Below are 25,688 nucleotides of genomic sequence, written 5' to 3'. Positions count from 1 at the left end.
TTACCGTGACAAATCAAATACTGTTTTTGAACAACGATTAAGCTACTTGTAAATCTACTGTAGAAGCATTCATATCCTTTAATAGTTTCTGTGAACTGTACATAGTACCCTTTGTGCCTAAAGCAAATAATACCCTAATCAACTTACAACATAATGCAATAAGAGATTGCTTTTTCTTTAATGGGTTATGCGCCCTCGTTGTGTAATATCTATGCAATTCCTTAAACTCAGGATTCTTAGCAACAATTGGCATAATTGCCCTAAACAAGAGTGCCCTTAATTTGTGCCTTCCTCGTTTAGTTATAGTTGTTTGTCCCTTATGTTCACCAGAACTGTTTTCCTTCAAATTTAAACCTGCAAGCTTTTGTATTTGCTTTGGATGTCCATAGTTTTTTAAATCTCCCACTTCAGCCAAAAAACCAGCCACAGTAGTTACACCCAATCCCGACATAGAAAGCATTGCATCTGATCCTGGAATAGTTGATAGAATACTTTCAATCTGTCCCATTAATCCTTCCATTTGAGCATTCAAAAGTTCATATCTATCTAATAGATTATTCAATTGTTTTCTAGCCATTGTAAGTCCAGAATCAATACCAATAGAAACATTAGCGGCTTCCATAAGACTACGAGCTCTTTTAGTGCCTACGGCTCTCTTGACATCTTCTTTCCAAATTCTAAGAATTTGATGTTCTCCAAGTGTTAAAATATCTTTAGGAAATGGAAACTTTCTTAGGGTAATTAAAGAAGCTTTACCTTCCCAATCCTTAAATACTGTTAGAAACTCTGGAAAGTATTTATCAAGCCAACGATGAATCTTGTTCTTAATTGAATTTAGAGAATCGCTAATATCCTTTCTTTCATCCATAGCTACTCGAAGCTCCCCGTAGGGTCCTTCAGGAATGATAGGTTCAGAATATCTACCATCTTTAACTAATTGAGCAATTACTTTTGCATCTTTAAGATCATTTTTTGTAGGAGAATTATCGTCTAATTCCTTAGATTTCTTGACATGCATGGGATTTACTAGGACCAATTTAATATTCTTTTCTTTTAAGAAGTGTCCTATGTTAAATCAATAATGACCTGTGGGTACCATACTCAAAGCCTCTAAAGTCTTGGGCTCTAGCAACATGCTTGTGTTTCGCAATATCAACACCAATAATTAAAGTTCTTTCATTTATTTGAAAAACCTTTCTGTTTTGTGTATAATTCATATTAGAATACCTCCTGTTATTTAAATTTAAGGGTCAGTTTTCCTCGCGAGACTATCTGACACCTCGTATTTTAACAGGTGATATTTCTTTTTTCAAAGTCCATTTTTATTTATTACAGGAATGCTCCTTTTCTATTTTCTTTAATATAAATCAATACTTCCAGCATGTTTTGAATTTAATTCTAAAATTCTAAAAAATATATAACCTAAAATTAAATAGATTGTACCAATAAAAAATTCTTCAACTAGAAGAATTTTTATTTGTTGGAAATCATATCCAATCATAACTTTTCTTATAGCTTCTAATCCATGCGTTAGTGGAAGTATATAGGCAAACTTTTGAATTAATGAAGGCAAACTGGTTACAGGAAAATTTACCCCGCAACATACCAAAAGTATATAATAAATTAAATTTGAAAGAAGATTTACCTCTCTTAATGCTAGTCCAAAACTGCCAATTAATAATCCCAAACCTGACATTGAAAATATTGTTATAAAAATGCAGCACAGAACCAAAAAAATATTAACATTGTTGAAGCTTAAATTTAAAAATACATATCCAAATAAAAATCCTATGCCAGTGGTTATAAGTCCATCTATAATATGTAAAGCAGAACGACTTACAAAAATTCTAACACGATTTGCTGGAGTTCCTAAAATTAAAGCTAAAGTACCTTCTGTTCTTTCTGAGGCTACTGTCATAGCTACCCCATTTATAGCACTAATTGCAGAAATCTGAACAGCATTTCCAATTATATAATAAAGATTTCCACTTCCTTTTATATAATAACTTCCTAAATAAGTAAAAAAGATAATTTGAAAAAGTGGACTTACTATTTTAGTTAAAATATAAATTTTAGGTTCTAACCAAGCAAAAAGAGCTTTATACGAGTATAGAGTTGCTCTCAAAAAGCGTAAAATATATTCTGTAAAAAACATGTTTGAAGTTCTATTATTTTTTAAAAATTTGTTACTCATATTAAAATACCCCCAAGGTTGCAGATTTTTTAGCTTTGTTCTCTACAATTTTGAATAACCAAAGAGATAAAATAATATAAAATATTGTTAATACAATTAAAATTGCTAAATCCATTTTGTAATCAGCCCAATTATTAATTCCTCCACTAGTCTTTTTTAGTGCTTCAATCCCCCACGTTAAGCTTAAGATATAAGATGCAGGTCGAGACCAAAATGGAAGAATTGTTATTGGAAACATAATACCTGATAATAAAAAAATAGGAGTTTCCATAATATTAATTAACCCTCTTGCTGCACGGGACAAAGTGAATAGAGTACATACAATCATTCCTATAGCTGAAACAGAGATTAAAGTAATAATAAGCGTTAAGCAAAATAGTAACGGATGTTTTATAATTACTTGCTGATTAAAGGACAATATGGTTAAATACGCTAATATCATAGAAAATATACCAGAAAAGCTATTAGTCAAAGCTTTTCCCATAATAATTGTTGAAAGTGATGTAGGAGATCCAACTAACATCTCTAATGTTCCCCACTGACGTTCTCTTTCAATATCAGCTCCTGATGAAAATAAAATAGAACTCCATGTCCCCATCATTCCGGCTCCAATAATAGTATCAACAGTATAAATTTTCCTATCACTTCCTTTAAGTATCATCCAAATCATAAATAAATAGAGCAATGGCTGAATAAATACTACAAAGATCCACATATGACTTGTTTTTCGCATAATTAATTGAACTCTTGCTATATTTATAACTTTTAGTATCTTAATCACTAGTTCCATCCCCCACCAACTTTATGTATGCATCTTCTAACGTAGGACGTCTGTTTGTAATTGCCTTAATCCCATTATCATCAATAATTGATAATATACTACTTATATTACACTCTTTTTTTAATTGAATTTGCAAAAGTTTACTATTTTCATTTGAATCAATTTGTAAATTCTGCACAAATTCAAGGTTTCTAATTTTGTTAATTTTATCATTGTCAATGTCATAAACTTCTACCTCAAAAATATTAGAGTCTTTGACTAAGCTTTTTAAAGCTTCGGGTTTATCGTTCGCTAGTATTTTGCCTTTATTTATAACTGCAATCCTTTTACATAATAAATCGGCTTCGTACATATAGTGTGTTGTAAGTAATATTGTTTTGTCTAAATTCAAGAGATTTTGTATTATTTCTCTCAAATCTTTTGCTCCAACAGGATCCAATCCTAAAGTAGGTTCATCTAAAAATATCACTTCAGGATCATTTATTAATGCCTTTCCAATATGCAATCTTTGCTTCATACCTTTAGAATAATTTTCAACTCTTTCATTCTTCCACTCTTTAAGTCCAATGATTTCTAAAATTCTATTAATCCTCTTGTTAGCAATATCCGTAGGCACATTGTATAAATCAGCAAAATATTTCAAATTATCCATTCCTGAAAGTCTCCAATATAATCCTCGTTCTCCACCAAAAGTGAAATTAATTTGATTACGAATCTTTTTAGCATCTTTTCTAATATCTAATCCCATTATATTAACGGTACCTTCTGTAGGAAATAGCAATGTTGTTAATATCTTAATTGTTGTGGTTTTGCCAGCACCATTTGGCCCTAATAATCCAAACATTTCTCCTTTATTGACCTGAAATGATATATTATTAACTGCCACATACTCTTCATTTTTTTTTAATAAGTTCTTTTTTTTGTATCTACGTACTAATTCTTCGACATTTATAGCTATCATATAAAACCTTCTTTAAACGTAATTTAAGAAGGATTCACCTCCTCAGCTTCAACGTATTTTATTTTTATTAAATCTTCTGCTGTACAAGCAGTTTTATATGCTTTTTCTCCAGTAATATCACAAGTAACTACATATCCCATACGTGTAAAGAATCCTTCTGGAGGAACTTTTAATAACCCAAATGGCGGCTTAAACCTTAATTCATGTACATTTGATAACTTTATTACATCTACAAAATCGGGATATTCTAAAATTTCACATGAAGATGGAGGAACAAAAAATTTAATTGCAGAACCTTTTATGAATTTATATTCAAAATCCGGATTTTGACCTAATGCAACCTTAATAGCATTTCTAGCCAGATTTATACCTGTAGCTAGTTGTATTAAATATGGTATTTTATCCCCACCAAGTCTTGCTCCAATCTCTACGATAACAGGACCTGAAGGGGTTAATCTTAATTCTGTATGGGTTACTCCACTATTAATCCCTAAAGCTTCAATACCTTTAGCCGTAACATTAAGTGTATTTTCAATCAAATCATCAGGTAGTTCTGCCGGAAAAGAATGTCCAACTTCTTCAAAATAAGGTTCATTACAAATGTATTTTTGAACAATACCGTAATGATGAATTTTTTTATTAAATATCACAGATTCTACGCTAACTTCATTACCTATAAGATATTCCTCCAAAATAAAAGTAGGTTCAGTTTCAGTAAATTTATTTTTAGAGATTTTCTCAAAGATACCTTTAAGCTCTTCCCATTTTTCAACTTTTATAACTCCAATACTTCCCCAACCATCAATTGGTTTAATAACTACTGGTAATTTTAAACTATCTTGTGCATATTGTAGATCTTCAATGGATCGTATTTTTACATAGTTTGGTGTCTTTAATCCACTCTCTTCAAATCTTTTTCTCATCACATATTTATTTCTAGCTGCCTGAGCTGTCTGTACAGAAATAAAAGGTAATCCTAATATTTGGGCTAATTGCGCAGTAGGATAAACTGCTTCTTCTACATACGTAAATATCCCATTTATACTATTAATATCAATAGATTTTGAGAGCCTTTCATACATAGCAGCAGCATTGTCTATATTAGAAAAAATAATTTTCTTGCATAAACCTATCTCCCAAGTAGCAGACCTATTAGAAACTAAAATAATTTCTAACCCCATTTGAACCGCAGTTTCCAAAATATATCGACGATAATTTTCCGATCCACTTCCTATAACTAATAATCTTTTTTTCTCCAAATTTAATACCACCTTTATATCATTCTATAATATAATAAATATTCTGTAATGGAATGAAAAGTATTTGCTATTTACCTTAAAAATTGATTTTATCCCATGAGTCTTATATTTTCTAAATGCTTCATAATTCGCTATCTTTATATTGTTTATGTTAAACTTAATGCAAATGTATTTCCTTTGCTGTTTACAAAGTAACACTTAAGCATCAGTGATATCATATGGCATATTGATAAATGAACATCTTCTACAACCCCATAGTTATAATTATCTATTAAAATATAGTTATCTAATTTTTCTAAAACCTCCCCACCATCAAACCCTAACAAACCAATAGAATATATATTGTTTTCCTGTGCAAATTTAACTGCTTCTATTATATTTGATGAGTTTCCTGAAGCAGTTAATACTATTAGAATGTCCCCTCCTTGTGATACTCTAGACATTTGATCACTAAAAATCATCTTATAATCAATATCATTAGCGATAGCTGTAAGTATTGCACTACTATCATTTAAACAAATTGCTCTGAGTCCCTTACCAAATTTATCTGCAATTTTTGCTAAATCACATGCTAAATGTGAAGCTGTAGCTGCACTTCCTCCATTGCCTACAATATAAATGCCTTTATCATTCATATAGCAATTGTATATCGCCTCAACAATCTTTATAAGTTCATCATTTTTAATTTTCTGAATTTGTAAAATCAAATCTTTTCTATATTGTTGATAAATTTTTAAATAATTGTACACACCCCTTCATCCTTTCATCTATACTATTTCTATAAAACTTCCATTATCAACATAATTAAAAAATATTTCTTGCAGATCAGACAATTCCTCTCTTACACTTTGCTGATACTCTTGTGGACAATACAGTAATAACATACCTCCACCACCTGCACCTGTAATTTTCCCTCCAATGGCACCTGCTCTTTTAGCTCTAGTATAGAGTTCATTAAGAGAATCAGAGCTAATTTTATCCGACAATCTTTTTTTACACTCCCATCCATGGTCCAACAAATCACCTATCTCTGCTAAACAACCTCTATTTTCAATAATTCTTTTTATTTTTTCCGCCTGTCTACACATTAAATCCAATTCCTGTAACCTAAGGCTAATATTACGCATCTGATCACCTAATATATCGTCTGCTGAACGTTGTATTCCAGTATAAAATAATAAAACTTCCCCATTTATCCATTGTTTTTGCTTTTCTGTTAATTTCAGAGGAATCGTTGTAACTGTGTCATCAGAATTGAATTGAAAATAATTACATCCTCCAAATGCAGCTGCATACTGGTCTTGCTTTCCTATAGGTTTATTCATTATATCAATCTCAATTTTACAGGCTGTTTCTGCTAATATTTGCGAATTTACTTGTTGGTCTTTATATTTATAAAGTGCATTTACTAATCCTACGGTAAAACTGCTAGAAGATCCTAACCCGGTTCCTCCTGGTACATCTCCACAAGATATTATCTCAATGCCTCCACTTATATTGAAAACTTTTAATGCTTCTTTAATGATAGGATGTTCTAATAGTTCTATATTCTCTACAATCTCTTCACGTGATGAATAACTCAATTTTATTCTTTTTTCATCGTAGTTTTTAATGATTACATAAATATACTTATCAATAGTAAAGCTTGTAACAGCTCCATAACCTTTCCGATAATAACTGTGTAAATCGGTTCCACCCCCAGCTAAACTAATTCTTAACGGAGTCTTTGATTTAATCATACAATATCCTTTCTGCCTAGAATTGTTCCTTATTTAGCAATATAGTGTTAGTGTAGAATCGTGGACACGAAAAGTAGGATATAATAACTATATCTAAAAGGAAGTGTGTCCCCATGAAACAAAATGTCAAACGATATGATGAGGATTTCAAGCGCATACTTGTAAACCTTTACAATATCACTAACCATAGCTACAAAAGTCTCGAAAGCGAATATGGCGTAGCAGCTGCAACCATTCAGCGATGGTTAAGGATTTGACTCCTGTTAATCCTTCCGACGAGAGTTCATTAAGTCCTCGCGAAATAGCTGAACTCAAGGAGAAAATTGCGCAGTTCGCGCGGGAGAACGAAATCTTTAAAAAAGGCAATGACCCTATTGGCGAAAAAATAGTGAAAAGCAGTATCTTTGAGACTATCAACACCTTAATAACTCAATATCCAGTTAAAGCCGTTTATAAAACTTTAGGGATTCCACGTAGTTCATATTATGATTTTCAAAAGCCACAACGCTCTCCTAGGGCAATGGATAATAAGCTAATCAAAGAACACATTCTCAAAACTCATTTAGAAAGCAATCATCGATATGGATCATCTAAAATTCATGAATATATGAAGAAAAAGGAAAAACTTCACAAAATACCTGGCCTCAAAAGAATTCAACGATTCATAAAACATATGGGCTTATTTGCTGTGGTCATCAAACGCCTCAATCGCAAGAATAGCAAGACTACCAAAGAAGATCTTCCAAATCTATTGAAGTAAGATTTTTCTACGACAAGATTGAATCAGAAATGGGTGTCAGATATTACCTAAATTCATACAATGCAAGATGGTTGGTGTTACTTAGCCTACATTCTTGATTTGCATAGCCAAAAAATCATTAGTTATGAATTCAGCAGGAGATTGGATGAATCTATTGTTCTGAATGCTTTAGACAAAGCGACACTTAAACAAGGAAAACCTAAAAATGTCATTATTCATACTAATCGTGGAAACCAATATTTGAGCAGAAATTATATCAAATCAATAGAAAATTATGGAGTAAAAAGGTCCTATACTACCAAAGGAAATCCTTATGGTAATGCCGTAATTGAGTCATTTCATGCAATTCTAAGGAAAGAAGAAATCTACCGGAATATCTATCAAACATACAAGAAAGCAAATTTAGCGATATTTGAGTTCATTGAATCTTGATACAATAACAAAAGAATTCATAGCAGCATTGGATATCTTACTCCAAATGAATTTGAAAAACTTGCTGCTTGAGATATCACACTTTTATATCCAAACCATTGACCCTGATCCATAATTTATTAATTATACCATTTAATGGTTATTTTCCATTTTTTTATATAATAACTTAATTATTCCAAAATTTCAACATTAAGTTATCGACAAACGTTGTCATATTATTACACTTTATGTATTTTTTTATCATCTGCCTTTTAGTAGGTAATTAATTTGGAGAAACTACTCCTCTTTAATGAACTTTAAAACTGTATTTGTCAACATAGTTGTCGCTAAATCTCTAATATTTTTTATCACTGAAATGTTAGGCTACCATTTTATTCCACGGTCCTCTTGACAATGAGCCTCCCATGATATGTTCTAGGGCAACAGTGGCATCCCCTTCATTTAAGCAGGATAAGGCTTTGTAAGAGGATGCCGCCCGCAAAACAGTCTAACATATCATGCCTCATTGTAAAGAGGCTTTCGCGGCATAAAACTTCTGATTTTAAAAAATCGAGGTATACCTGGATAATTTTAGGAAGATTTCTCTTTTTCTTCTACGATTTCAGATGATTTTTCTGGGTTAAGCCAAACCTCTTCATCTAAATCCCAATTTCTAATTTCCCTAGACCATCTCTCTGGATGCTTTGATTTAGCTTCTTCATAGACCTTTTTCCTTTGCTCTAGAATTTGTTCAGCTAGTCCATTATGTCTCTGATTTGGAGTCAAGAAATTAAGCCCACTGTGCCTGTGTTCTTGGTTGTACCATCTTACAAAGGATAGCACCCATGTTCTGGCCTGGGTTAGATCCACAAATCCCTTTGATGGATAACTTGGATGATATTTACAGGTTCTAAAGATGGATTCTGCGTAAGGATTGTCATTACTGACTCTCGGACGGCTTCTAGATGGACTTATCCCCAGCTGATAGAGGGTTTCTAATAGGGAAGAGCCCTTCATTGGGCTGCCATTATCAGAGTGTAGTACATAAAATATCATAGCAAGTGGGGACGGCAGACCGTGTAATAATGCTAAAATATTCCAATCCTGTTTTATCAAAATTTGGTTATCTTCATGAGATAAAATGGGTATCTCAAAATCAAAACTACCCGCTCAGCGGATAGTTTGTTCAGCCCTAGAAGGGCATGTTACTCGCTTGAGCCTTAAGGCTCATTGACTGGTTCGCCAACTGTTTACATTTACAGGCTGCTGCTAAAGCAGCTTGTTATTTTTTCTTGCCTTTTTCTACTTGCTCACCCGTAAACAGGTCAATATATTCTTGAAGGCTTATTTGATCGTTGGCTATATCTTCTTGTATTTGGTTCTTTACATATTCCCCAATTTTCTTTTCATTGCGTCCCACTGTATCCACATAATAGCCCCGGCACCAGAAATGCCTATTCCCACAAGCAAGTGGGGACGGTCCTTGAAGGGTTCAATCGGAAGTTTTGCCCCTGAAATAAGACCTAAACATTAGTAAATATCTAGTGTTTAGGTCTTCATATTTCCTTTAGCTACATGTGCAAAATTTTTGATTGCCCTAGAAGAAGGAAGTCGCGGTGATTAGGGCAAATGTGTTTGACCTATGGGGTTTAAATCTTTTAACTTTGCATCTTTTTGTGTTGATATTGTTGTTTTGATGCCTGTTTTGTCGATACAGCCTGTATTTTTGTTCAATATTTCTTGATTTTGGCACATCTCCCCCCTCCCCACTAAAGAGGCCTTTTTGCAGTATGTATTCAATTTCATTGGTGTTATGGTGATGCTCCCGGTAATAAAGTACGGGTTTGCTGGAATTTACCTATCCGGCATGTAGGATACATCCGTACATCCCTACCCACTAATAGACAAAGAATCTCAATGGTTGAATGGCTTTCAAATTGGGGCTTGTAAACTGAACTTACGGTTAATTTTCTGCAAAGGGCTAGCTTCGTTTTTTTGTTGCGGTTGGCAAGCAGCCCGTAGTGTCTGATCTTAACAAAACCCTTAGGAAGTATGTGCATCAAGAACCGCCGAATAAATTCAACGCCTTCCATGACAATTGTCTTTGTCTTGTTTTTATCTTTGTAATCTTTTACGGTAATGGTTACTGTATGCTCATCCATAGAAACAATTCTGTTGTTAGATATAGCGATTCGATGGGTGTACCTGCCTAAATACTTTACAACCGCTAAAGGACCTGAGAAGGTTCTTTGTGTGTAAGTATACCAGTCCTTGGCATAGCATTGCTCAAGTAAGTGATAGAAATTCTTTGGCTGTAGGTATTTGACTGCATCCCCATAAAACTCAAGTTGACTTTGTCTGTAGTATTGCTTTAGGAAATAGATGAATTTGCCTCGAAATTTCTTTGCCAATACCTTCACCGGAATAAAGAATTTTTTGCTGGTCTGAGTCCATTGATTGTGCTTTGTTAGTCCACCAGCTAGTACTACTGTATGAATATGGGGGTGATAGTGCATATCCTGCCCCCATGTATGTAGTAAAGAGAAAAAGCCTATCTGAGCACCTAGGTATTGAGTATCCTTAGAAAGCTCCGAGAGGGTTTCTTCAACGGCCCTGTACATCAACGCATATAATAGTTTCTGGTTTTGATAAATTAGTGGATGAAGCTTGTGGGGTATTGTAAAAACTAGATGAAAATAAGGGGCACTCAGGATATCCTTTCTTCTTTGATCGATCCAAATCGCTTTCGTAATCCCTTGGCATAAAGGGCAATGTCGATTCCGACAGGAATTGTACTGCACAGTAATCCTCCTATATTCTTCACATTCATAAACATGTCCACCTAAAGCTGCACTTCTACAGCTCATGATATCTCTTGCAGCCTTTGCTTGCTGTGCAGATGGGGTATAGTTTTGTTTGTACTGAGAATAAAATCTAAGGAAGATTTCCTGTACCGTACTCATTTTATTTGACCTGTGTCCAGAGGACTTTTAATACCCATCAGGCTTTTTGAGGTCATGTGAAGATAACTTGTTGTAGTTCTAAGATTTTTATGTCCTAGCATTTGCTGTATAAAGACAGGATCTACTCCATCTTCTAAGGCATGGGTGGCAAAGCAGTGTCTTAGTGTATGGGCAGAAATATTCTTGTCAAGTTTAAGGCGATTACGTAGCTTGATCAGGGTATTCTTTATGGTCTTAATATGAATATGTTCACTTTTGTTTTTTCCTGGAAACAGCCAATCATCCAGAATGTAACTCTTATCGGAAAAATGAGCCTTGAAATATTCCCGCAGGAGCTTAAGTGAGGTTTCTGATAAGATCGTATAGCGATTGGTGTTGTGTTTTGCATGGTCTACTCTAATTCTCATGGTTTTGCTGCAAATATCACTAATTTTTAATTTAGCTACTTCGCTGACGCGTAAACCGCTTCCATAAATCAACATTAAAATGGCTTTATGCTTAAGATTAGTGGTTGCCTCTAAGATAGCCAACACATCTTCTTTAGGAGGAATTACAGGAAATTCATGAGGCCTTTTCATTCGGGGGATTTTCAAAGCATCCCATTCTCTACCAAGTACATAAGTATAGAAAAATTTGATAGCAGAAATATAGTTATTGATCGTTCCAGCACAAAGACATCTTTCTTTTTTCAGAAAAAGAATGTATTGTTGGATATCACTTGTGGTGATATCTTCCATAGATATTTGACGATCTTGTATGAATTTAATAAAGGTATTCATCCTTCTCAAATATGATTCTTTTGAAGAATCTGGTGTGCCCTTAAGTTCAAAATATAGATCGACTTGTTGTTCATAGTGATTCATGAAACTACCTCCTTGTAATTGATTTTTTATGAATCAATCAGAAGGCAGGCGGTGCTCTGGTAGTGCTATAAAAGAATTGTGTTTGTATGTTTCTACATGATATAATCATAAAAGTGAAAAGTATGTCTCCTTTCTGTGGCTTGTTTTCTTTGGCGATTAAACAATATCACAAAAGCACATACTTTTCACTTTTTTTTATATGTTTTTTATGCAGTTAATGTTTTTAATAGCCATCGCGGTAGCGATTTCGTTCTTCTTGCTTGCTAATCTATAATCTAAGAACTCGATATCCGGCTTATCCTTGATTCACTTATGCCTCCAACAATTTGTCCTATTTCTTTTAGCGTTAGATTTGAATTTTTTCGTAGGTATCTTATCATTTCATTACGTATATCTTTATTTACAAGGCATTCCTCCATCAAAAGATTTCTATCTGCTAGCATATATGTTAAAGTTTCTCTTGCATCAGTAATGGAATCTATGAATACAGTGTTTTCATTTACACCTTCATGATGATCTTCAATGTCTATTATCTCTACTGTATTCCCTATCTTATTGACATAATTTTGATATTCCTTGATCGCTTTGCTTCTTGTATTAGAAAAACCATCTAATATTTTATCTGTATCAATGAATCCCAATGTTCCATTCCGCATATAGTCTCCATAGCTGCTCCATCTATAGGCCTCCGGCTGTTGCACTATATTAACCTTCACAGGATTGTTATGAATATATTTGCTTACCTCTACTAAATATGTATCATCAGTAATTAATTCGCTTATGAACCGATTTTGAAAGAAGTGTCCATACCTTTTGTATTTTCGATTGAAATATAGCACATAGCTTACATTAATACTTTTCATGATTTTGGATATATCATTGCCGTTGTCATTAATTAATAAATGCACATGATTGTCCATAAGACAATAGGCATAGATTATAAAATTATATTTGTTCTTCATCTTAATCAAGGTTTCTATAAATCGGTTTTTATCATAATCAGATAAAAAAATTTCTTTTCTATCGTTCCCTCGCTGTATGATATGATAGGTCGAAAATTCTCCTTTTTCTCTTGCTTGTCTAGGCAATCTTCCCACCCCCATATCTCCAGTTTATTCCATACCTATACCTATGTCAATCTAGCAAGCAAGGACCGTCCCTACTTGCTTCCATACCTAACTGCTATAATTAGTAAGCACATAGTCCATGTGTTTACATCCTATAGCAGCGGCAACTGAACTGCATTTTGCTCTCAATAGGTAGAATATAGTCTTATCTTTAATGTCACTCAATGTTTCAAAGTTTGCTTGTCCTTTACTTATTATAAGATCTGCTTTACTAAATTCATCCTTAAATGTACTTGAGCAGTCCTTTAGTACCATTCCTTGTGCAGAATGTCCATTGTCAATAACCTTCACTAAATCTACAACACCTGTGCTTATTGCGTCCTCCATAGTTGCGTCATTAACTATGGGCTCACCCTTAACTACATAAGTAACCTTATCTACGGGAAGATTTTTTAATAGGAATTTATCGAATATGATTTCACCAGCATTATCAGCAATATACATAATTCTCTCTGACTTTTCTACTGCTTCTCTTAGGGCAGCTGTTCCAGTTCCAAAAATATCATGCTTGATACTGTCCTCTACTGACTTAACAATATCTGACGGCTCTAACCTTAATCCAACTGAAAAATCCATAATATTTCCTGCAATAGCCAGCCTACAAGCCATATCAAAGGTATTTTCAGCCTTATCTAACCATTTTTCCTCAGTAATTCTATCGTATATCGCTTTAGCAATTTCATTGTATTGTTCCTTCAATCTTAGATAGGGATCATTAATTCCGGCGATATCCTTGGCATGCTGATGCATCCTAAAGGCTATTTCAGGTGCTGTTTCGTTGAAGTCCATTTCTCCTAATTCTCTCAAAGATCTTTTTATTATTGCTTCTTGCATTGTTACATCACTTGTGGCTTCTTCAGCTATTTCTACAGCCTGTCTAGCAAGGCAGTGAATGCATTCGCGCGATATCTTCATATAATCTTCCTCCTTAGAGTACTACGATCTTGTTATCCTAGGCATTATATATAAGAAAAAAAGATGATTAGTTCCCATCTTATTTCTTGGTATTAAGTGTAAATTCCTTCTTGTATTTCTATTTGTCTAATTGATAATCCATATCTATCTCTTAGCTCTCTTATATATGCATTTCTTTTGTATGTACCAAGATTTTGAAGTTCTGCTCCATAACTAACTTTACAATGATCCATAATGATTTTATCGCAGCATCCTCCGTTATTTGCTGCTTTTCCTGCATAGCCAGACATTCATCCTTGTTTCGTTTTGCCATATGCGCAATAAAAACGCTTATTGCTTTTTCTCTATCTAAATTATTGAAAATACCTAACGCAAAATCCGTGTCAGTCCTATTACTTCCGTGGATATAATCAATGTAATTCGTCCATTTGTATTGATGATGTTCATTTGCCAAACCGGCCTTTAACAGGTTTTGTAGTATATACCTGAGGACTGTTAGAAAATATCGGTCATCCTCTACCGGCTCACTTTTAAACCGGTCCTGAAATAAGTGCCCGATTCTCCCGTACTTTTTGTTGTAACATAATACAAAGCTGTCACATATCTGCGCATCACTGTTTCTAATGGTCCCGTACCTTCCATAAGCAGTATATGCAGATGATTACCCATTAAGCAATATGCATTTTCTTTGCCACTGCTTTCTTACCAAGAAACTACCCCTACCCATAGTTTTATCCTTGATTTATTGAGAAGACCTACTTAATTCTTGCATAATTTCATAGATCCTTCTGGTGGTATTGACATTTCTAACAGTCATTTTCTTATATAGGGCAGTACCTACGATCTTCGTCAATCCGCTTTTGGTTACATTTTCTTTATCAACAGACCAAAATATCACTCCTGGGGCAAATAAGACGGTGTCTATATTATGCCTAATTACTAGCATGGAGTCCACTGTCTCTTGATCAAGTTCATCCCATAGAAATAGTACATCTCCTTTCATAGCCCCGTCATTTTTCCAAGATGCAGGCAAGATCCCCATCATAGATTCAAAATCATTCATGCTGCGGACCAAGACCTTTATTTCTATGTTAAAGTCCTCATATATCCCTTTCTCTAAAAGGAATGATATCTCAGGCTTTGTATACCTCTCGTCAATAAAAATAACATTTCCAGAATTAATGTATGTAGTTACTGACCCCATCCCTAGGCGTCCAAAGGTTTCTTTCAGAAGCTTCATGTCAATTTTGTTTTTTCCACCAACATTTATCCCTCGTAACAGAGCTACGTAGATCATGATTGTCCCTCCTCCACATCATCAGAATATCTATAGCTAATCATCATGTACTCCTATCAAATGTTAATTTGTAGCCTAAATTAATAATAAAATTATAAACTATGCTCGTTTTAGAAACCCTCATCCTTTTTATAAATGAATGGAGAGAATAAAAGCTTATTCTAAACCATATATACCTTTCATATAGTTCTTTATCACTCATATTTTTGGATGAAATGCCACTCTAGTCTATCCATATTTATTTCTTGATTTTCAGGTGTTACACTTCTTCATTTATCCGAGAATCTTTTTTGCGGCTTAGTAGCCGATCTTTCTATATTACAACAACCTCGTTATGATTATGGGTTTTCAATATTAGACCTAGCCCAAATATTAAAATCAATTAAACCCGGCAAATAACGCAGTCATTTGTGGTACGGTTCACTGTATTGCTTTATATAGTAAAAGGTCATAGTGAAAGGGATAGGCATGAGCCTATCCCTATTAATCAATTATATTCATCTGTAGCTCTATAACGGCAGCTTGTAGCGGCTGTAGCTTATTTTCGATGACATCCCAAACGATATTCATATTAACCCCAAAGTATTCATGAATCAAAATGTCACGAAGTCCAGCAATCTTCTTCCACGGTATATCCTTATAATTGATTCGTATATCATCTGGAATCTTTTTAACTGCTTCACCGATGACTTCCAGATTCCTTATTACAGCATCCTGTACGAGTTCATTTCTTATTAAATCTTCCTTTGACATGCCCGTGGTATATTTTCTAATCTTTCCAATGGCTGTGATTATATCTTCAATATATATTTTAAGCTCCCTTTGCATATTTAACACTCCTCAAAATGCTAGGTTTCACTAATGGCTTTATTGAATTTAAAATAACCACATCCACTTTTCTATGAAATAACGCTTCCAAATAAAACTTCAAGTCCATATAATTATCAAAAGTCTCATAGCCCTCTTTAAATTCAACTAAAATATCAATATCACTTTTATCGTTTTGCTCATCCCTGGCAAAGGAGCCAAAAAGACCTATCTTTGAAATATGAAATTTTTCTATGTTGTTCATATTGCTATTCAACATTTCCATTATTTCATTTGAAGTATACATAATTTACTCCTTATTTATATTGGACTAATTTTTTATAGATATATTTGCATACTCTTTCTTCTATTATTATATCACAAGTATATTTATCTCAATATAAAACTTTAATTCTTTTTCTGAATCAACAGAGCGGCCTAAAGCTCTCCCTTGACATACTCAAAATTTGGTGTATCATACAGCTAAGGCAATTCGCTGATTTATTGAGTCGTGGGGACGGTTTTTTTTGGCTCGCTTTTACTCTTTGCTTGTTCTTTGCACAACATTTCTATCCAAGCCTAATGCCTCTGCTATTTTCCTTATTGGATAACCTGCGCTTTCTTTAAGTATTAGGATCAATTCATCTCTAAATTCTTTATCTTTTCTTAATCCCTGAATGTCTATATTCTTTTCCTGAAGAAAGCTTTTTATCACTACTTCTAACCCGTCCTCTCTCGCTTCTTTCAATTCTATATCTAGAAAGTCATTATTATCCTTTTGACATGTATATTCAATCATTCGCTGGACTGCGCTCTTTCTATTTTGCCAATACATCTCTAATATTTCGCTGCAAGCAATTAGACCTGATTTATAGCTGCTGCAGTCCAAATACAAAGGAAAGCTACTCCAAGGATATTTCTTTGGTTCAGCAACCAGTCTAGCCTTTACTGGATTATTATGGACATATCTTATTGCTTCTAGTAAGTAGATTACTTGCTCAATGGCCTCACTTTTATACCGATCCTGAAAGACATGTCCCACCCTATCATATTTTTATTATAATAGCTGGCATAACTTGTATTAATCCGTTTCATGATTCGTGCTATCTTCGTCTTCATTAAAGATGACTTTTCTCTCATTTTCCCTTACCATCACATGATAAATCCCCGTACTGCTATATTCCCGAGGTTTTCTAGGCATATATTCCACCTCCTCATTATTATAGGAATAATATGCTAGACAGAAGAAACAGAGTCGAAAGAACCGTCTCCTTGACTCTGAACATTTCTTACAAGAGAAAATTGATCACGCCATGCATATTCACTAAACTTTTATACTAACTGTAAATATGTTCAATGCATCTGATATCAAAATTTTATTTGTAAATATCTCTTAATTATTCTAAAATGATACTGTACTCTTTATGAGGACTTTATTGATATTAAGGTGCTAAAGAGGTCATCTAATGACTGATAAGATCACTACTGCTTTTTTAAGTTATAGTTGGGACAGCCCTGATCACGAAAAATGGGTAATAAATTTGACAAATAGATTACGGATAGAGGGCGGAATTGATGCAAATTGTGATAAATTCGAAATCTATACACAAACTACAGACTTATATTCAATGATGTTTCATCTATTAAGGAAAATGACTACGTAATTATTGTTTTGACAGAAAATTATGCTAAAAAGGCTGACTCTAGACAAGGTGGTGTTGGCTTTGAGACAATGCTAACAACTCCCGTACTTCTAGAAAATAAGGATAAGTTAGTATTTATCACCAGACATAACGGTGATAGATCTAAAGCTATCCCTTTCCACTTAAAATCTTTCTACGTAATTGACTTTTCTGACGGTACAAAATTTAACGAGAAGTTTAAAGAACTACTACATAGAATATATAAGGTTCCTCTTTATGAAAAAGCTATTATTGGAAAAAAGCCTAATTTACACCCTGAAAAGATAGAAATAGGTGACAATACTGAAATAGCACCAGATTTAGAAGTTATAAATACGGATGATTCAGAGCGAGTTATATGGCTACTTCCGAGGGGTTTTCTAATTTTTGATGACATTACATATGAAAAGTATGATCATTGGAGTGTAGTATCTAACTACTATGACTATACTGGTGAGTGGCATCATGGCACCCATTATCATGAAAGCTATAGAGATACCTGGGATAAAAATATTGAAATTCAACTACGAAAACTTAGTATTCCTTCAGGAGATTGGCTATTTGCACGTCCTGCATTACGATTTCTCCAAGAATTACGAGAAGTACCATCTAAGATAGATATGGAGGCTGAGGTTGAGAAGTTAAAGAATTCTGGGAGACACGTATATTACTACCCCCCTTCAACGCCTGCCTTCTTACCTTCATTACCTGAAGAATATCGTAACTTATCAGATACTGGAGACTTGAGGGATATTGCTGCAGATATATACTCTCTAATATTCGATATCTCCACCAATGTTATAGTTAGGCCAGAAATTCGTAGCACTATTCAAGTATTAAGAAGGCGAGCCCATTTGTGGATTTTCAGCCATTATGATAAGGATCATCCAGCAGTAGGTTTTATAAATGAAGTTAATAATAAATATAGTGATACCATGTCTTCCGCCGAGCTTAAAGAGTGGATAAAAGAATTCCATAGTACTATAAACGATATACTATATACAGGCTAAACCTATTAGCGAATTAATCTTAAAAATATAGAAATATATTATTTCTCATGTTGTGTTACCATGATGTTACCACCAAATAAAATATTGAAATACCATATTTAAAAGGGCTGTATTGACGTAAACGGTGTAAACGGTAAACCATCCGTACTAATATAAATAAGGCCGCCATTGCTGGCGGCTGATTGAACTATTGATTCTGTTTTCTGCATTCAACGGGAAGCTTTTCGGACCACGGCAGAAGATCATCTAGGAAATCAAGATTCGTATCTTCCATGTGTTTCGGGATTTCAGTTAGGAGCAACTCAAAATAATGATAGGGCTTTAGATTATTCGCTTTTATTCAGAAGCCTTTATTTTTATAAAAGGTAGTAATATTATATTATTTATAAAAGCTCTTTCTAAGCTCGTCTAAATAACTATCAAATTCTACACGTATTTTTTCAAAATCAAAGTTCATAATTTCTACATTTTTCGTCTCTTCTATTCGATGGGTTGTATATCCTAAAATGCACCAATAAATAAGTTTTTTGCATTTTTCGACGTCTAACCCTTCTCTAAATTTAGATTCATCTATATTATCAAACATAACTTCATAGCCTTCTGCATTTCCTTTTATTATTCTGCCCTCCAGCTCTTTTTTAACTTCAGTAGATTCTGTTAGCATAGCAACTTTTATAAATTCAAAAACATGAGGATATTTAAGTATTACATCTATTTTAAGGAGATAAGTTTGACGAAATCTCTCCAGTATATCCCTTTCCTAGAAATTAATCAGATCAAAATATTCTTCCATTAATATCTATTAGAAAAACTATAAACTTTCACCTGGTTTATTTAAAGCCTCTTGTAACTCCTCAAAATATTTTCCCACATGGAAACCATCCATTAATGCATGATTTACTTGGACTGAAAAAGGTAACTTTAATTCTCCATTATCTTTAAAGAACTTTCCCCATGAAATTCTTGGTATTGAATCGGTTGGTGATAAATGTATTGGGTGTGTAACACTTGTAAATGAAATCCAAGGAATACTAGTTATAAATATTAAATCATCTCTATTCGGTTCATCTTCAACATCAACATTACCATTTAATAAAACCTTTTTTTCTTCCACCTTATTATTAAAGCAATGAAAATCTCCTGTATAATCTACAGTACAAAAGCTAAACACCTCTGGTTTCGTCATAATTGTAAAAGATGGATGGGTAATATTATACTCAGCAATTTTTTCTCCTTGTATCCTATATCTAAACTCTGGTATATTATTTACTACTTTCGAAGTTAAGAATACCATTGCTTTGAAAAATGGTATTTCATTATTCTTTATATAAGAATACGTTTTTGTTATATCTAAATTTGCACATATATTAAAATGAGGATAATCCATCTGTTTAAAAAGCTTGTATTGTGCCTTTCGTGGCCATGATTCTATATCTATATACTTTTTCATTTCTAGACTCCTATCTACTTAATTTTGTAACCATATTTAAGTTACTCACTTTTATCTATAGTACTTAAGAATAGCTAGCTAGTTGGTTTATTTTTTTATTTTATTATATCAAACCTAAGACACAATTTAAAACATTAAAATCAACCTACATATTGGAATCAATTCATTTATAAAAACCGCAATTACTTGTGGTAAGGTTCATTCTTCATAATCCTAAAGCCCCGATAAATCTGTTCCAATAGGATGACCCGCATCAATTGATGAGGAAAGGTCATGTGTGAAAATGAAAGTCTGTAATCAGCCCTGCTCAATACTTTCCCGGATAGTCCCAGTGACCCGCCTATAACAAATGTAATGCTGCTATTCCCCTGCAGGCCCAGGTCTTCTATCATCTCTGCAAACTTCTCTGAGGATAACATCTTTCCCTGGATGTCTAATACAATAACATACATCCCTTCCTTCACATGCTTTAAGATACTTTCGCCCTCTGCTCCTTTGATTTGCTCCATTTCCTTTTCGCTTAAATTCTCCGGAGCCTTTTCATCCGGGACCTCTACGATCGACAGCTTGCAGTATCGGCTGAGGCGCTTCGTATATTCCTCTACCGCACTAACCATAAACTTTTCCTTAATCTTTCCTACGCTAATAATGATAATATTCATACGTTTATTCCTCCATAAAAAATTGACGAGGATTTCCTCGTCAACATTATACCACTAAGTATTTAGGGGAATGCCCACAAAAATCACAGGTATGGGGACTGGTCCACTCAGTAAAAGTGACCTTATCCAACTCATAGAGATCCGGCGGCTGTTCATATACTTCTATAAACTCGTCAATGGCTTCGGGTAAGTGCTCCGTACACACTACATACATCTTGTTCACTCCAAGTCACTTTTTTGTTTATTCTTCCGTTCATTTCTTAAGCTTATACATTTCTATTCGCTTCTTGGTGCCGCTTCTAATAGAACGTCTAGTGTCACCGGCTCACCGTCTCGAATAATCTCTATTTTTACGCTGTCGCCAGGTCTGTATTTATACATCTGCCGCACCAGTTGCCCCATCGTATCTATCTTTTGACCCGCTATTTTAACGATTACATCACCATCCTGCATACCGGCTCTAGCTACTGGAGTTTCCGGCGTCACTTGATGTACGTATACGCCCTGCTTTGTGCCTAGCTGGTCTCCATAACTTTGGATATACTGCTGTACATTAATCCCCCGGATTCCTAAGTAAACCTTTGTAAATTCACCCCGTTCGATAAACTCATCTACAATCGGCCTTGCAGTGTTTATTGGAATGGCAAATCCTAACCCTTCACCGGTTTGAATTTTTGCCGTATTAATGCCGATAACAGCCCCTTCTGCATTGAGCAACGGCCCTCCACTGTTACCTGGATTAATAGAGGCATCTGTTTGAATCAATCCTTCGATGCTTTCAAACTGGGTTAGGGGAATGCTCCGCTCCAGACCGCTAATGATTCCCGCTGTAACGGTTCTTTCAAAGGTTAATCCCAAAGGATTTCCAATCGCAACGGCAATCTCTCCTACTGTCAGTTTATCTGAATCTCCTAAATCTGCTACCGGCAAATTTTGCGCTGCTACCTTTAACACCGCTAAATCCAACATAGGATCGTTCCATAATACATCGGCTTTCAGATTTTCTCCATCATAAAAAAGTACCATGACCTCCTCGGAGCGTCCATCATTGACCACATGGGAATTAGTTAGGATATAGCCTCGGCTGTCTACGATTACTCCCGTTCCAACCCCTTGGCCTCTTCTCGTTCTAGAAAAGATATCCCGCTCCAGGGTAACAGTGGTAATACCCACCACCGAAGGCAATGCCTTTTTGGCTACTGCAGGTATCACCGTCAGTTCTTCCCCCCGGGTAACAATTTCAACCCGCTGAGGTGCGCCTTGGATACCAGGTGCCTGGGGATAGGGAATATATCTTCCATAAAGATAGTTTGGCGCTACATAAGCTCCAATCACGCTACCAATCATTGCAGAAATCAACGCCAGCAGAATCATTAAAAAATAGGGTGGACGTTTTTGCTTGTAATAATAAGTGGGATTCGGACGGTTGACATAGTAGGCGGAAGATTGTTGTTCCTCTTGTCTTTGACTTATCTGCCCTTGCTCTTCTATCCTTTTCTCAAATTCACTTTGCTGGTGATCTCGGTTATGAAAGTCCACAAAGATCCCTTCTTTCTAACAATTATTTATGAATACTATATACCCTACTTACCCGGTCTCTATAGGTTAAATCAATATTTATATCCAGACCAATTTTTATATTTCTCGCCTCTAGAATAGACTTAACCGTTTCATAGGCAAGCTCTGGAAAGTTATTTTCCTTACTAAGATGCCCCAATAACACATTGGAGATTCGTCCCTGTCCTTCCAGCAAGTCAGCAATGACATGTCCGGCGGTTTCATTGGATAAGTGACCGTAGTCTCCTAGAATTCGCTGTTTTAAAAACCATGGATATTTACCCATCTTTAACATTTCAATATCATGATTTGATTCTAACATCAGCAAATCTGCATCCCGCAGTTCTCCCATAATCCTTTCGTCTACATGGCCTAAATCTGTTGCAATGCTGATCTTAGCCCCCTCATGCTGAAAAGAAAATGCCACAGGTTCAGCAGCATCATGAGCAATGGCATAACTTTTAATCATAATATCTCCGATGACAAAAGTTTCCCCGGTTGTAAAGGTTCTTTTGTTTTCTTCCTTGACCAATCCAATTTTACCGCTCATCTCTTCCCATGTATTATTGTTAGCATATATTGGCAAATTAAAACGTCTTGAAAGAATTCCAATACCTCGTATGTGATCACTGTGCTCATGACTGACGAGTATTCCTTCTATTTTTTCGGCTTGTTCTCCGATAGATTCCATACATTCAACAATGCGTTTTCCGGCTAATCCTACATCTAATAAAATTCGCGCTTCTTCACTGGCGATAAACTGACAGTTACCGCTGCTGCCACTGGCCAAGGAGCAAAATCTTAGTCCCATAGTATCCTCCATATCTTTTGTACACTATTCTATCTAAGCATTTTATATCATTATAACTGATTGTTCTAAAATAGAAAAGACAGGCTTAACAACCTCATGCCTGTCCTGATCTTATACTCGCTTTATTTTTGCTCCCAGACTGAGAAGCTTGTTTTCGATGCTGTCATATCCTCTATCGATATATTGTACATTTTCTACTTCTGTTACTCCCTCAGCCATGAGTCCCGCTACTACTAAAGCTGCCCCTGCCCGTAAATCTGTAGCAGATACTGTAGCTCCTGACAGACGGCTAGTTCCTTCAATCACAGCTACACGGCCTTCCACCTTAATTTTAGCACCCATTCGCTTGAGTTCATCTACGTGTTTAAACCGGCCTTCATAAATGGTTTCCGCCACAATACTCGTACCATTGGCAACGGTCAGCAGGGCCGACATGGGCTGTTGCAAATCTGTGGGAAACCCAGGGTAAACTAAAGTTTTGATGTTGCAGGCCTTTAATTTGCTGTTACTGACAACCCGCAAAGATTCTCCATTTTCTTCTATTTCCATACCCATCTCTCTCAGCTTTGCCGTAATGGGATCTAAATGCTTAGGAATTATATTATCAATAATAACGTCTCCACCTGTAGCTGCAGCCATAATCATAAATGTTCCTGCCTCAATCTGATCAGGAATAACACTATAAGTACATCCGTGCATTTTCTCAACACCATGAATTTTGATTACATCGGTGCCTGCACCTCGAATATCTGCTCCCATGGAATTCAGAAAGTTTGCTACATCCACTACATGGGGCTCCTTTGCTGCATTGTCAATGATCGTAGTTCCTTTGGCCATACATGCGGCTAACATGATATTGATGGTTGCGCCTACACTAACGACATCCAGATAAATTTCGGCACCTACCAATTCCTCTGCTTCTGCATGGATGATTCCGTGTTCAATGACTACCTTTGCGCCTAGCGCCTCAAACCCTTTAATATGCTGATCTATAGGTCTTGTCCCAATGTCACAGCCTCCTGGGAATGCAACCTGTGCTTTTTTAAATCTTCCCAATGCCGCTCCTAGTAAATAATAGGAAGCCCTCAGCTTTTTTGCCATTTCATAGGTTGCATGACAGCTTAAAACCAATTCAGTATCTACTTCCATGACTTTCTTTTCTCCATCAAAGGCTACAGTTGCACCTAGTTCTTCAAGAATCTCTCCCAATACATGTACATCTCGAATATTCGGCAGGTTTTCTATTACACATTTGTCTCCTGCCAATATAGAGGCAGGTATAATTGCCACTGCCGCATTTTTAAATCCACTAATGCTTATTTTACCTGTCAGTTTATGGCCACCTTCAATCAATAATTTTCTCATTTATTCTTTCCAACCCTTCCAACAGATGAATATTTATCTTCATATAAATAAACTAATTTACCGCATTTTATTAATCTACAGCTTTTTCCAATTATATAATTTTTCAGTCTTTCACCATTATATCATCATTGACGCAATTTGGTAAGTATCTATTGATTGGAAATCTTTTCATTTTTACAAAAAAAAAGCAAAAGACATAAATAAATGCCTTTGCCCTTTCTTCTCTTTCTAATAATTCTCGTAAGCATCTATAAAAATCGTTTCACCATCCTTTAGGGTCATTCTCCACGCAGGCAATGCCCTACCGGACTTGATGTTTTCCCAGTTGGTTAAGCTTATCTTAGAGGGATCAAACAAATAACCTAAGCTGATTTCAGTAATAATCGTTTCCTGCTCCCAATCCTCCAGCACATTCATTACTTTTAGCAGGGCTTTTGTAGCAGGCATAATTTCATTCTTATGCTCTCCTAGCTGGAGAGGCTTTAACCACATTCTCTCAAACTCCGTTACCCCTGCCTGGGTGACAATCAGCCGCATATAGCTCATTTCCAGGAAGTACCCTTTATATTTCTGTTTATAAATTACCTCGTACTGTCCTTCTTCTTCGAAGGTATTCCAGTATTCTACATCCTGCCGCATATAGCCATGATCTTTTATAAATCTTTCTGCCTCTTCTCGTGCCTTACTTTCATTAATGTTTTTTATTCGAATATCCCTACTGTTGTTTTTGTAGATAATAATTTTATTTTTCGTAACTTCGATCTGTTCTTGACTATTGTTTTGAGAAATTGGGCCTCCACGACCAAAGCGCTGTACCACCTTTTCCTCGTTATAGGTTTCGTACTCTACATCCAGCACAGGCATTTGAAGGAGAATTCTTGGAATTTCCGCTTCTACCTTAATATTTCTGTCAGCTAAAATAGCGACAACATCCTCAATATTCCGATCCTTTAATACGGACAACGAATTGTTTTCGTATAAATTGCTCTGAATATTAAAGATCAAAAAAAGATTCGTAATAATAAAGGCAATAATCAATATATTTTTTGCTTTTGACCAATCCATAGGGTTTCC

General features: G+C 35.0%; 32 protein-coding genes and 2 pseudogenes. 6 read left to right on the top strand and 28 right to left on the bottom strand.

Going from position 1 to position 25,688, the window contains the following annotated elements; translation table 11 throughout:
* Positions 1-37: 37 nt before the first annotated feature.
* The 7 genes and pseudogenes from Gferi_RS13925 to Gferi_RS13895 form a co-directional block, all read right to left on the bottom strand.
* A pseudogene (locus tag Gferi_RS13925) lies at positions 38-1,217 on the bottom strand (IS110 family RNA-guided transposase).
* A gap of 140 nt (positions 1,218-1,357) precedes the next feature.
* Positions 1,358-2,194: an ABC transporter permease gene (locus Gferi_RS13920; RefSeq protein WP_069977456.1), complete on the bottom strand. Its 837-nt coding sequence runs from the start codon at positions 2,192-2,194 to the stop codon at positions 1,358-1,360.
* A gap of 1 nt (position 2,195) precedes the next feature.
* On the bottom strand, positions 2,196-2,975 hold the full coding sequence (locus Gferi_RS13915) for an ABC transporter permease (protein WP_069977453.1): 780 nt from the start codon (positions 2,973-2,975) through the stop codon (positions 2,196-2,198).
* Entirely contained in the window at positions 2,968-3,936 is a 969-nt protein-coding gene (locus Gferi_RS13910; protein ID WP_069977451.1) for an ABC transporter ATP-binding protein, read from the bottom strand. Before Gferi_RS13910 ends, Gferi_RS13915 begins: the two co-directional genes overlap by 8 nt.
* 23 nt (positions 3,937-3,959) lie before the next feature.
* Positions 3,960-5,195, bottom strand: a complete 1,236-nt coding sequence (locus tag Gferi_RS13905) for an ATP-grasp domain-containing protein (RefSeq protein ID WP_069977449.1) — start codon at positions 5,193-5,195, stop codon at positions 3,960-3,962.
* Between the two features lie 146 nt (positions 5,196-5,341).
* Positions 5,342-5,944: a D-sedoheptulose-7-phosphate isomerase gene (locus Gferi_RS13900; protein WP_069977447.1), complete on the bottom strand. Its 603-nt coding sequence runs from the start codon at positions 5,942-5,944 to the stop codon at positions 5,342-5,344.
* An 18-nt stretch (positions 5,945-5,962) separates the two neighbouring features.
* Positions 5,963-6,934, bottom strand: coding sequence for a GHMP family kinase ATP-binding protein (locus tag Gferi_RS13895; protein ID WP_069977445.1), 972 nt, complete (start codon positions 6,932-6,934; stop codon positions 5,963-5,965).
* 113 nt (positions 6,935-7,047) lie between these two features.
* On the opposite strand from Gferi_RS13895, the gene Gferi_RS28160 reads away from it, so the two are divergent.
* The 4 genes from Gferi_RS28160 to Gferi_RS29485 are packed head-to-tail and all read left to right on the top strand — an operon-like array spanning position 7,048 to position 8,198.
* Entirely contained in the window at positions 7,048-7,191 is a 144-nt protein-coding gene (locus tag Gferi_RS28160; RefSeq protein ID WP_156782399.1) for a hypothetical protein, read from the top strand.
* Positions 7,176-7,694: an IS3 family transposase gene (locus Gferi_RS27645; protein WP_156782398.1), complete on the top strand. Its 519-nt coding sequence runs from the start codon at positions 7,176-7,178 to the stop codon at positions 7,692-7,694. The genes Gferi_RS28160 and Gferi_RS27645 overlap by 16 nt, the downstream gene beginning before the upstream one ends.
* Positions 7,695-7,754: 60 nt before the next feature.
* On the top strand, positions 7,755-8,126 hold the full coding sequence (locus tag Gferi_RS27640; protein WP_083273559.1) for a DDE-type integrase/transposase/recombinase: 372 nt from the start codon (positions 7,755-7,757) through the stop codon (positions 8,124-8,126).
* Positions 8,127-8,141: 15 nt separating this feature from the next.
* A complete protein-coding gene (locus Gferi_RS29485) occupies positions 8,142-8,198 on the top strand; it encodes a hypothetical protein (RefSeq protein ID WP_408607509.1) in 57 nt (18 codons plus the stop codon).
* Positions 8,199-8,696: 498 nt separating this feature from the next.
* On the opposite strand, the gene Gferi_RS13885 is transcribed toward Gferi_RS29485, so the two are convergent.
* The 12 genes and pseudogenes from Gferi_RS13885 to Gferi_RS13835 all read right to left on the bottom strand — a co-directional run bounded on the left by Gferi_RS13885 (position 8,697) and on the right by Gferi_RS13835 (position 17,119).
* Entirely contained in the window at positions 8,697-9,221 is a 525-nt protein-coding gene (locus tag Gferi_RS13885; RefSeq protein WP_069977443.1) for an integrase core domain-containing protein, read from the bottom strand.
* 166 nt (positions 9,222-9,387) lie between these two features.
* Positions 9,388-9,567 (bottom strand): annotated as a pseudogene (locus Gferi_RS13880) (IS200/IS605 family transposase); the annotation flags it as partial.
* A gap of 158 nt (positions 9,568-9,725) precedes the next feature.
* Entirely contained in the window at positions 9,726-9,860 is a 135-nt protein-coding gene (locus Gferi_RS29035; protein ID WP_257785943.1) for a hypothetical protein, read from the bottom strand.
* Between the two features lie 56 nt (positions 9,861-9,916).
* Positions 9,917-11,068, bottom strand: coding sequence for an IS91 family transposase (locus Gferi_RS13875; protein ID WP_069977439.1), 1,152 nt, complete (start codon positions 11,066-11,068; stop codon positions 9,917-9,919).
* Entirely contained in the window at positions 11,065-11,931 is an 867-nt protein-coding gene (locus Gferi_RS13870; RefSeq protein WP_069977437.1) for a tyrosine-type recombinase/integrase, read from the bottom strand. The genes Gferi_RS13875 and Gferi_RS13870 overlap by 4 nt, the downstream gene beginning before the upstream one ends.
* 275 nt (positions 11,932-12,206) lie before the next feature.
* Positions 12,207-13,019 carry a transposase gene (locus Gferi_RS13865; protein WP_069977435.1) on the bottom strand — a complete coding sequence of 271 codons (813 nt, stop codon included), beginning with the start codon at positions 13,017-13,019 and terminating at the stop codon, positions 12,207-12,209.
* An 87-nt stretch (positions 13,020-13,106) separates the two neighbouring features.
* Positions 13,107-13,973, bottom strand: a complete 867-nt coding sequence (locus Gferi_RS13860; protein ID WP_069977433.1) for a damage-control phosphatase ARMT1 family protein — start codon at positions 13,971-13,973, stop codon at positions 13,107-13,109.
* A 160-nt stretch (positions 13,974-14,133) separates the two neighbouring features.
* Positions 14,134-14,427, bottom strand: coding sequence for a hypothetical protein (locus Gferi_RS28155; RefSeq protein WP_156782397.1), 294 nt, complete (start codon positions 14,425-14,427; stop codon positions 14,134-14,136).
* A gap of 288 nt (positions 14,428-14,715) precedes the next feature.
* Entirely contained in the window at positions 14,716-15,270 is a 555-nt protein-coding gene (locus Gferi_RS13850; protein WP_069977429.1) for a DUF1697 domain-containing protein, read from the bottom strand.
* Between the two features lie 483 nt (positions 15,271-15,753).
* Positions 15,754-16,098: a HepT-like ribonuclease domain-containing protein gene (locus tag Gferi_RS13845; RefSeq protein ID WP_069977427.1), complete on the bottom strand. Its 345-nt coding sequence runs from the start codon at positions 16,096-16,098 to the stop codon at positions 15,754-15,756.
* On the bottom strand, positions 16,082-16,384 hold the full coding sequence (locus tag Gferi_RS13840; RefSeq protein ID WP_069977425.1) for a nucleotidyltransferase family protein: 303 nt from the start codon (positions 16,382-16,384) through the stop codon (positions 16,082-16,084). Before Gferi_RS13840 ends, Gferi_RS13845 begins: the two co-directional genes overlap by 17 nt.
* 231 nt (positions 16,385-16,615) lie before the next feature.
* Complete coding sequence (locus Gferi_RS13835) at positions 16,616-17,119, bottom strand: hypothetical protein (protein ID WP_069977423.1); 504 nt, start codon at positions 17,117-17,119, stop codon at positions 16,616-16,618.
* Positions 17,120-17,543: 424 nt separating this feature from the next.
* Here Gferi_RS13835 and Gferi_RS13830 point away from each other — a divergent pair, with 424 nt between their 5' ends.
* Together Gferi_RS13830 and Gferi_RS13825 are read left to right on the top strand one after the other, a co-directional pair.
* Complete coding sequence (locus Gferi_RS13830; RefSeq protein WP_069977421.1) at positions 17,544-17,741, top strand: SEFIR domain-containing protein; 198 nt, start codon at positions 17,544-17,546, stop codon at positions 17,739-17,741.
* 8 nt (positions 17,742-17,749) lie between these two features.
* Positions 17,750-18,769, top strand: a complete 1,020-nt coding sequence (locus Gferi_RS13825) for a hypothetical protein (protein WP_069977419.1) — start codon at positions 17,750-17,752, stop codon at positions 18,767-18,769.
* Between the two features lie 187 nt (positions 18,770-18,956).
* Here Gferi_RS13825 and Gferi_RS27635 read toward each other — a convergent pair whose 3' ends face one another.
* The 9 genes from Gferi_RS27635 to yycI form a co-directional block, all read right to left on the bottom strand.
* Positions 18,957-19,070 carry a hypothetical protein gene (locus tag Gferi_RS27635; protein ID WP_334292676.1) on the bottom strand — a complete coding sequence of 38 codons (114 nt, stop codon included), beginning with the start codon at positions 19,068-19,070 and terminating at the stop codon, positions 18,957-18,959.
* 78 nt (positions 19,071-19,148) lie between these two features.
* The gene (locus Gferi_RS13820) at positions 19,149-19,433 is read right to left on the bottom strand and encodes a hypothetical protein (protein ID WP_069977417.1); all 285 of its coding nucleotides are present in this window, start codon (positions 19,431-19,433) and stop codon (positions 19,149-19,151) included.
* 147 nt (positions 19,434-19,580) lie between these two features.
* Positions 19,581-20,219 (bottom strand): chloramphenicol acetyltransferase, encoded by a 639-nt coding sequence (locus tag Gferi_RS13815; RefSeq protein WP_069977415.1) that lies wholly within the window; start codon positions 20,217-20,219, stop codon positions 19,581-19,583.
* A gap of 182 nt (positions 20,220-20,401) precedes the next feature.
* Positions 20,402-20,881, bottom strand: a complete 480-nt coding sequence (gene rlmH / locus Gferi_RS13810) for a 23S rRNA (pseudouridine(1915)-N(3))-methyltransferase RlmH (RefSeq protein ID WP_069977413.1) — start codon at positions 20,879-20,881, stop codon at positions 20,402-20,404.
* Between the two features lie 46 nt (positions 20,882-20,927).
* Positions 20,928-21,095, bottom strand: coding sequence for a CxxH/CxxC protein (locus Gferi_RS13805; protein ID WP_069977411.1), 168 nt, complete (start codon positions 21,093-21,095; stop codon positions 20,928-20,930).
* A 62-nt stretch (positions 21,096-21,157) separates the two neighbouring features.
* On the bottom strand, positions 21,158-22,420 hold the full coding sequence (gene htrA, locus Gferi_RS13800; protein ID WP_236932597.1) for a serine protease HtrA: 1,263 nt from the start codon (positions 22,418-22,420) through the stop codon (positions 21,158-21,160).
* Positions 22,421-22,442: 22 nt separating this feature from the next.
* Positions 22,443-23,249 carry an MBL fold metallo-hydrolase gene (locus Gferi_RS13795; RefSeq protein ID WP_069977409.1) on the bottom strand — a complete coding sequence of 269 codons (807 nt, stop codon included), beginning with the start codon at positions 23,247-23,249 and terminating at the stop codon, positions 22,443-22,445.
* Between the two features lie 111 nt (positions 23,250-23,360).
* Positions 23,361-24,614, bottom strand: coding sequence for a UDP-N-acetylglucosamine 1-carboxyvinyltransferase (locus Gferi_RS13790; protein WP_069977407.1), 1,254 nt, complete (start codon positions 24,612-24,614; stop codon positions 23,361-23,363).
* Positions 24,615-24,842: 228 nt separating this feature from the next.
* Positions 24,843-25,679, bottom strand: a complete 837-nt coding sequence (yycI, locus tag Gferi_RS13785) for a two-component system regulatory protein YycI (RefSeq protein ID WP_069977406.1) — start codon at positions 25,677-25,679, stop codon at positions 24,843-24,845.
* Between the last annotated feature and the right edge of the window lie 9 nt (positions 25,680-25,688).

Source organism: Geosporobacter ferrireducens (genome assembly GCF_001750685.1).
In the GTDB taxonomy this organism is placed as follows: Bacteria; Bacillota; Clostridia; order Peptostreptococcales; family Thermotaleaceae; genus Geosporobacter; species Geosporobacter ferrireducens.
Note: the sequence above shows the minus strand (reverse complement) of the source record. Positions and strands in the feature narration are given on the sequence as shown.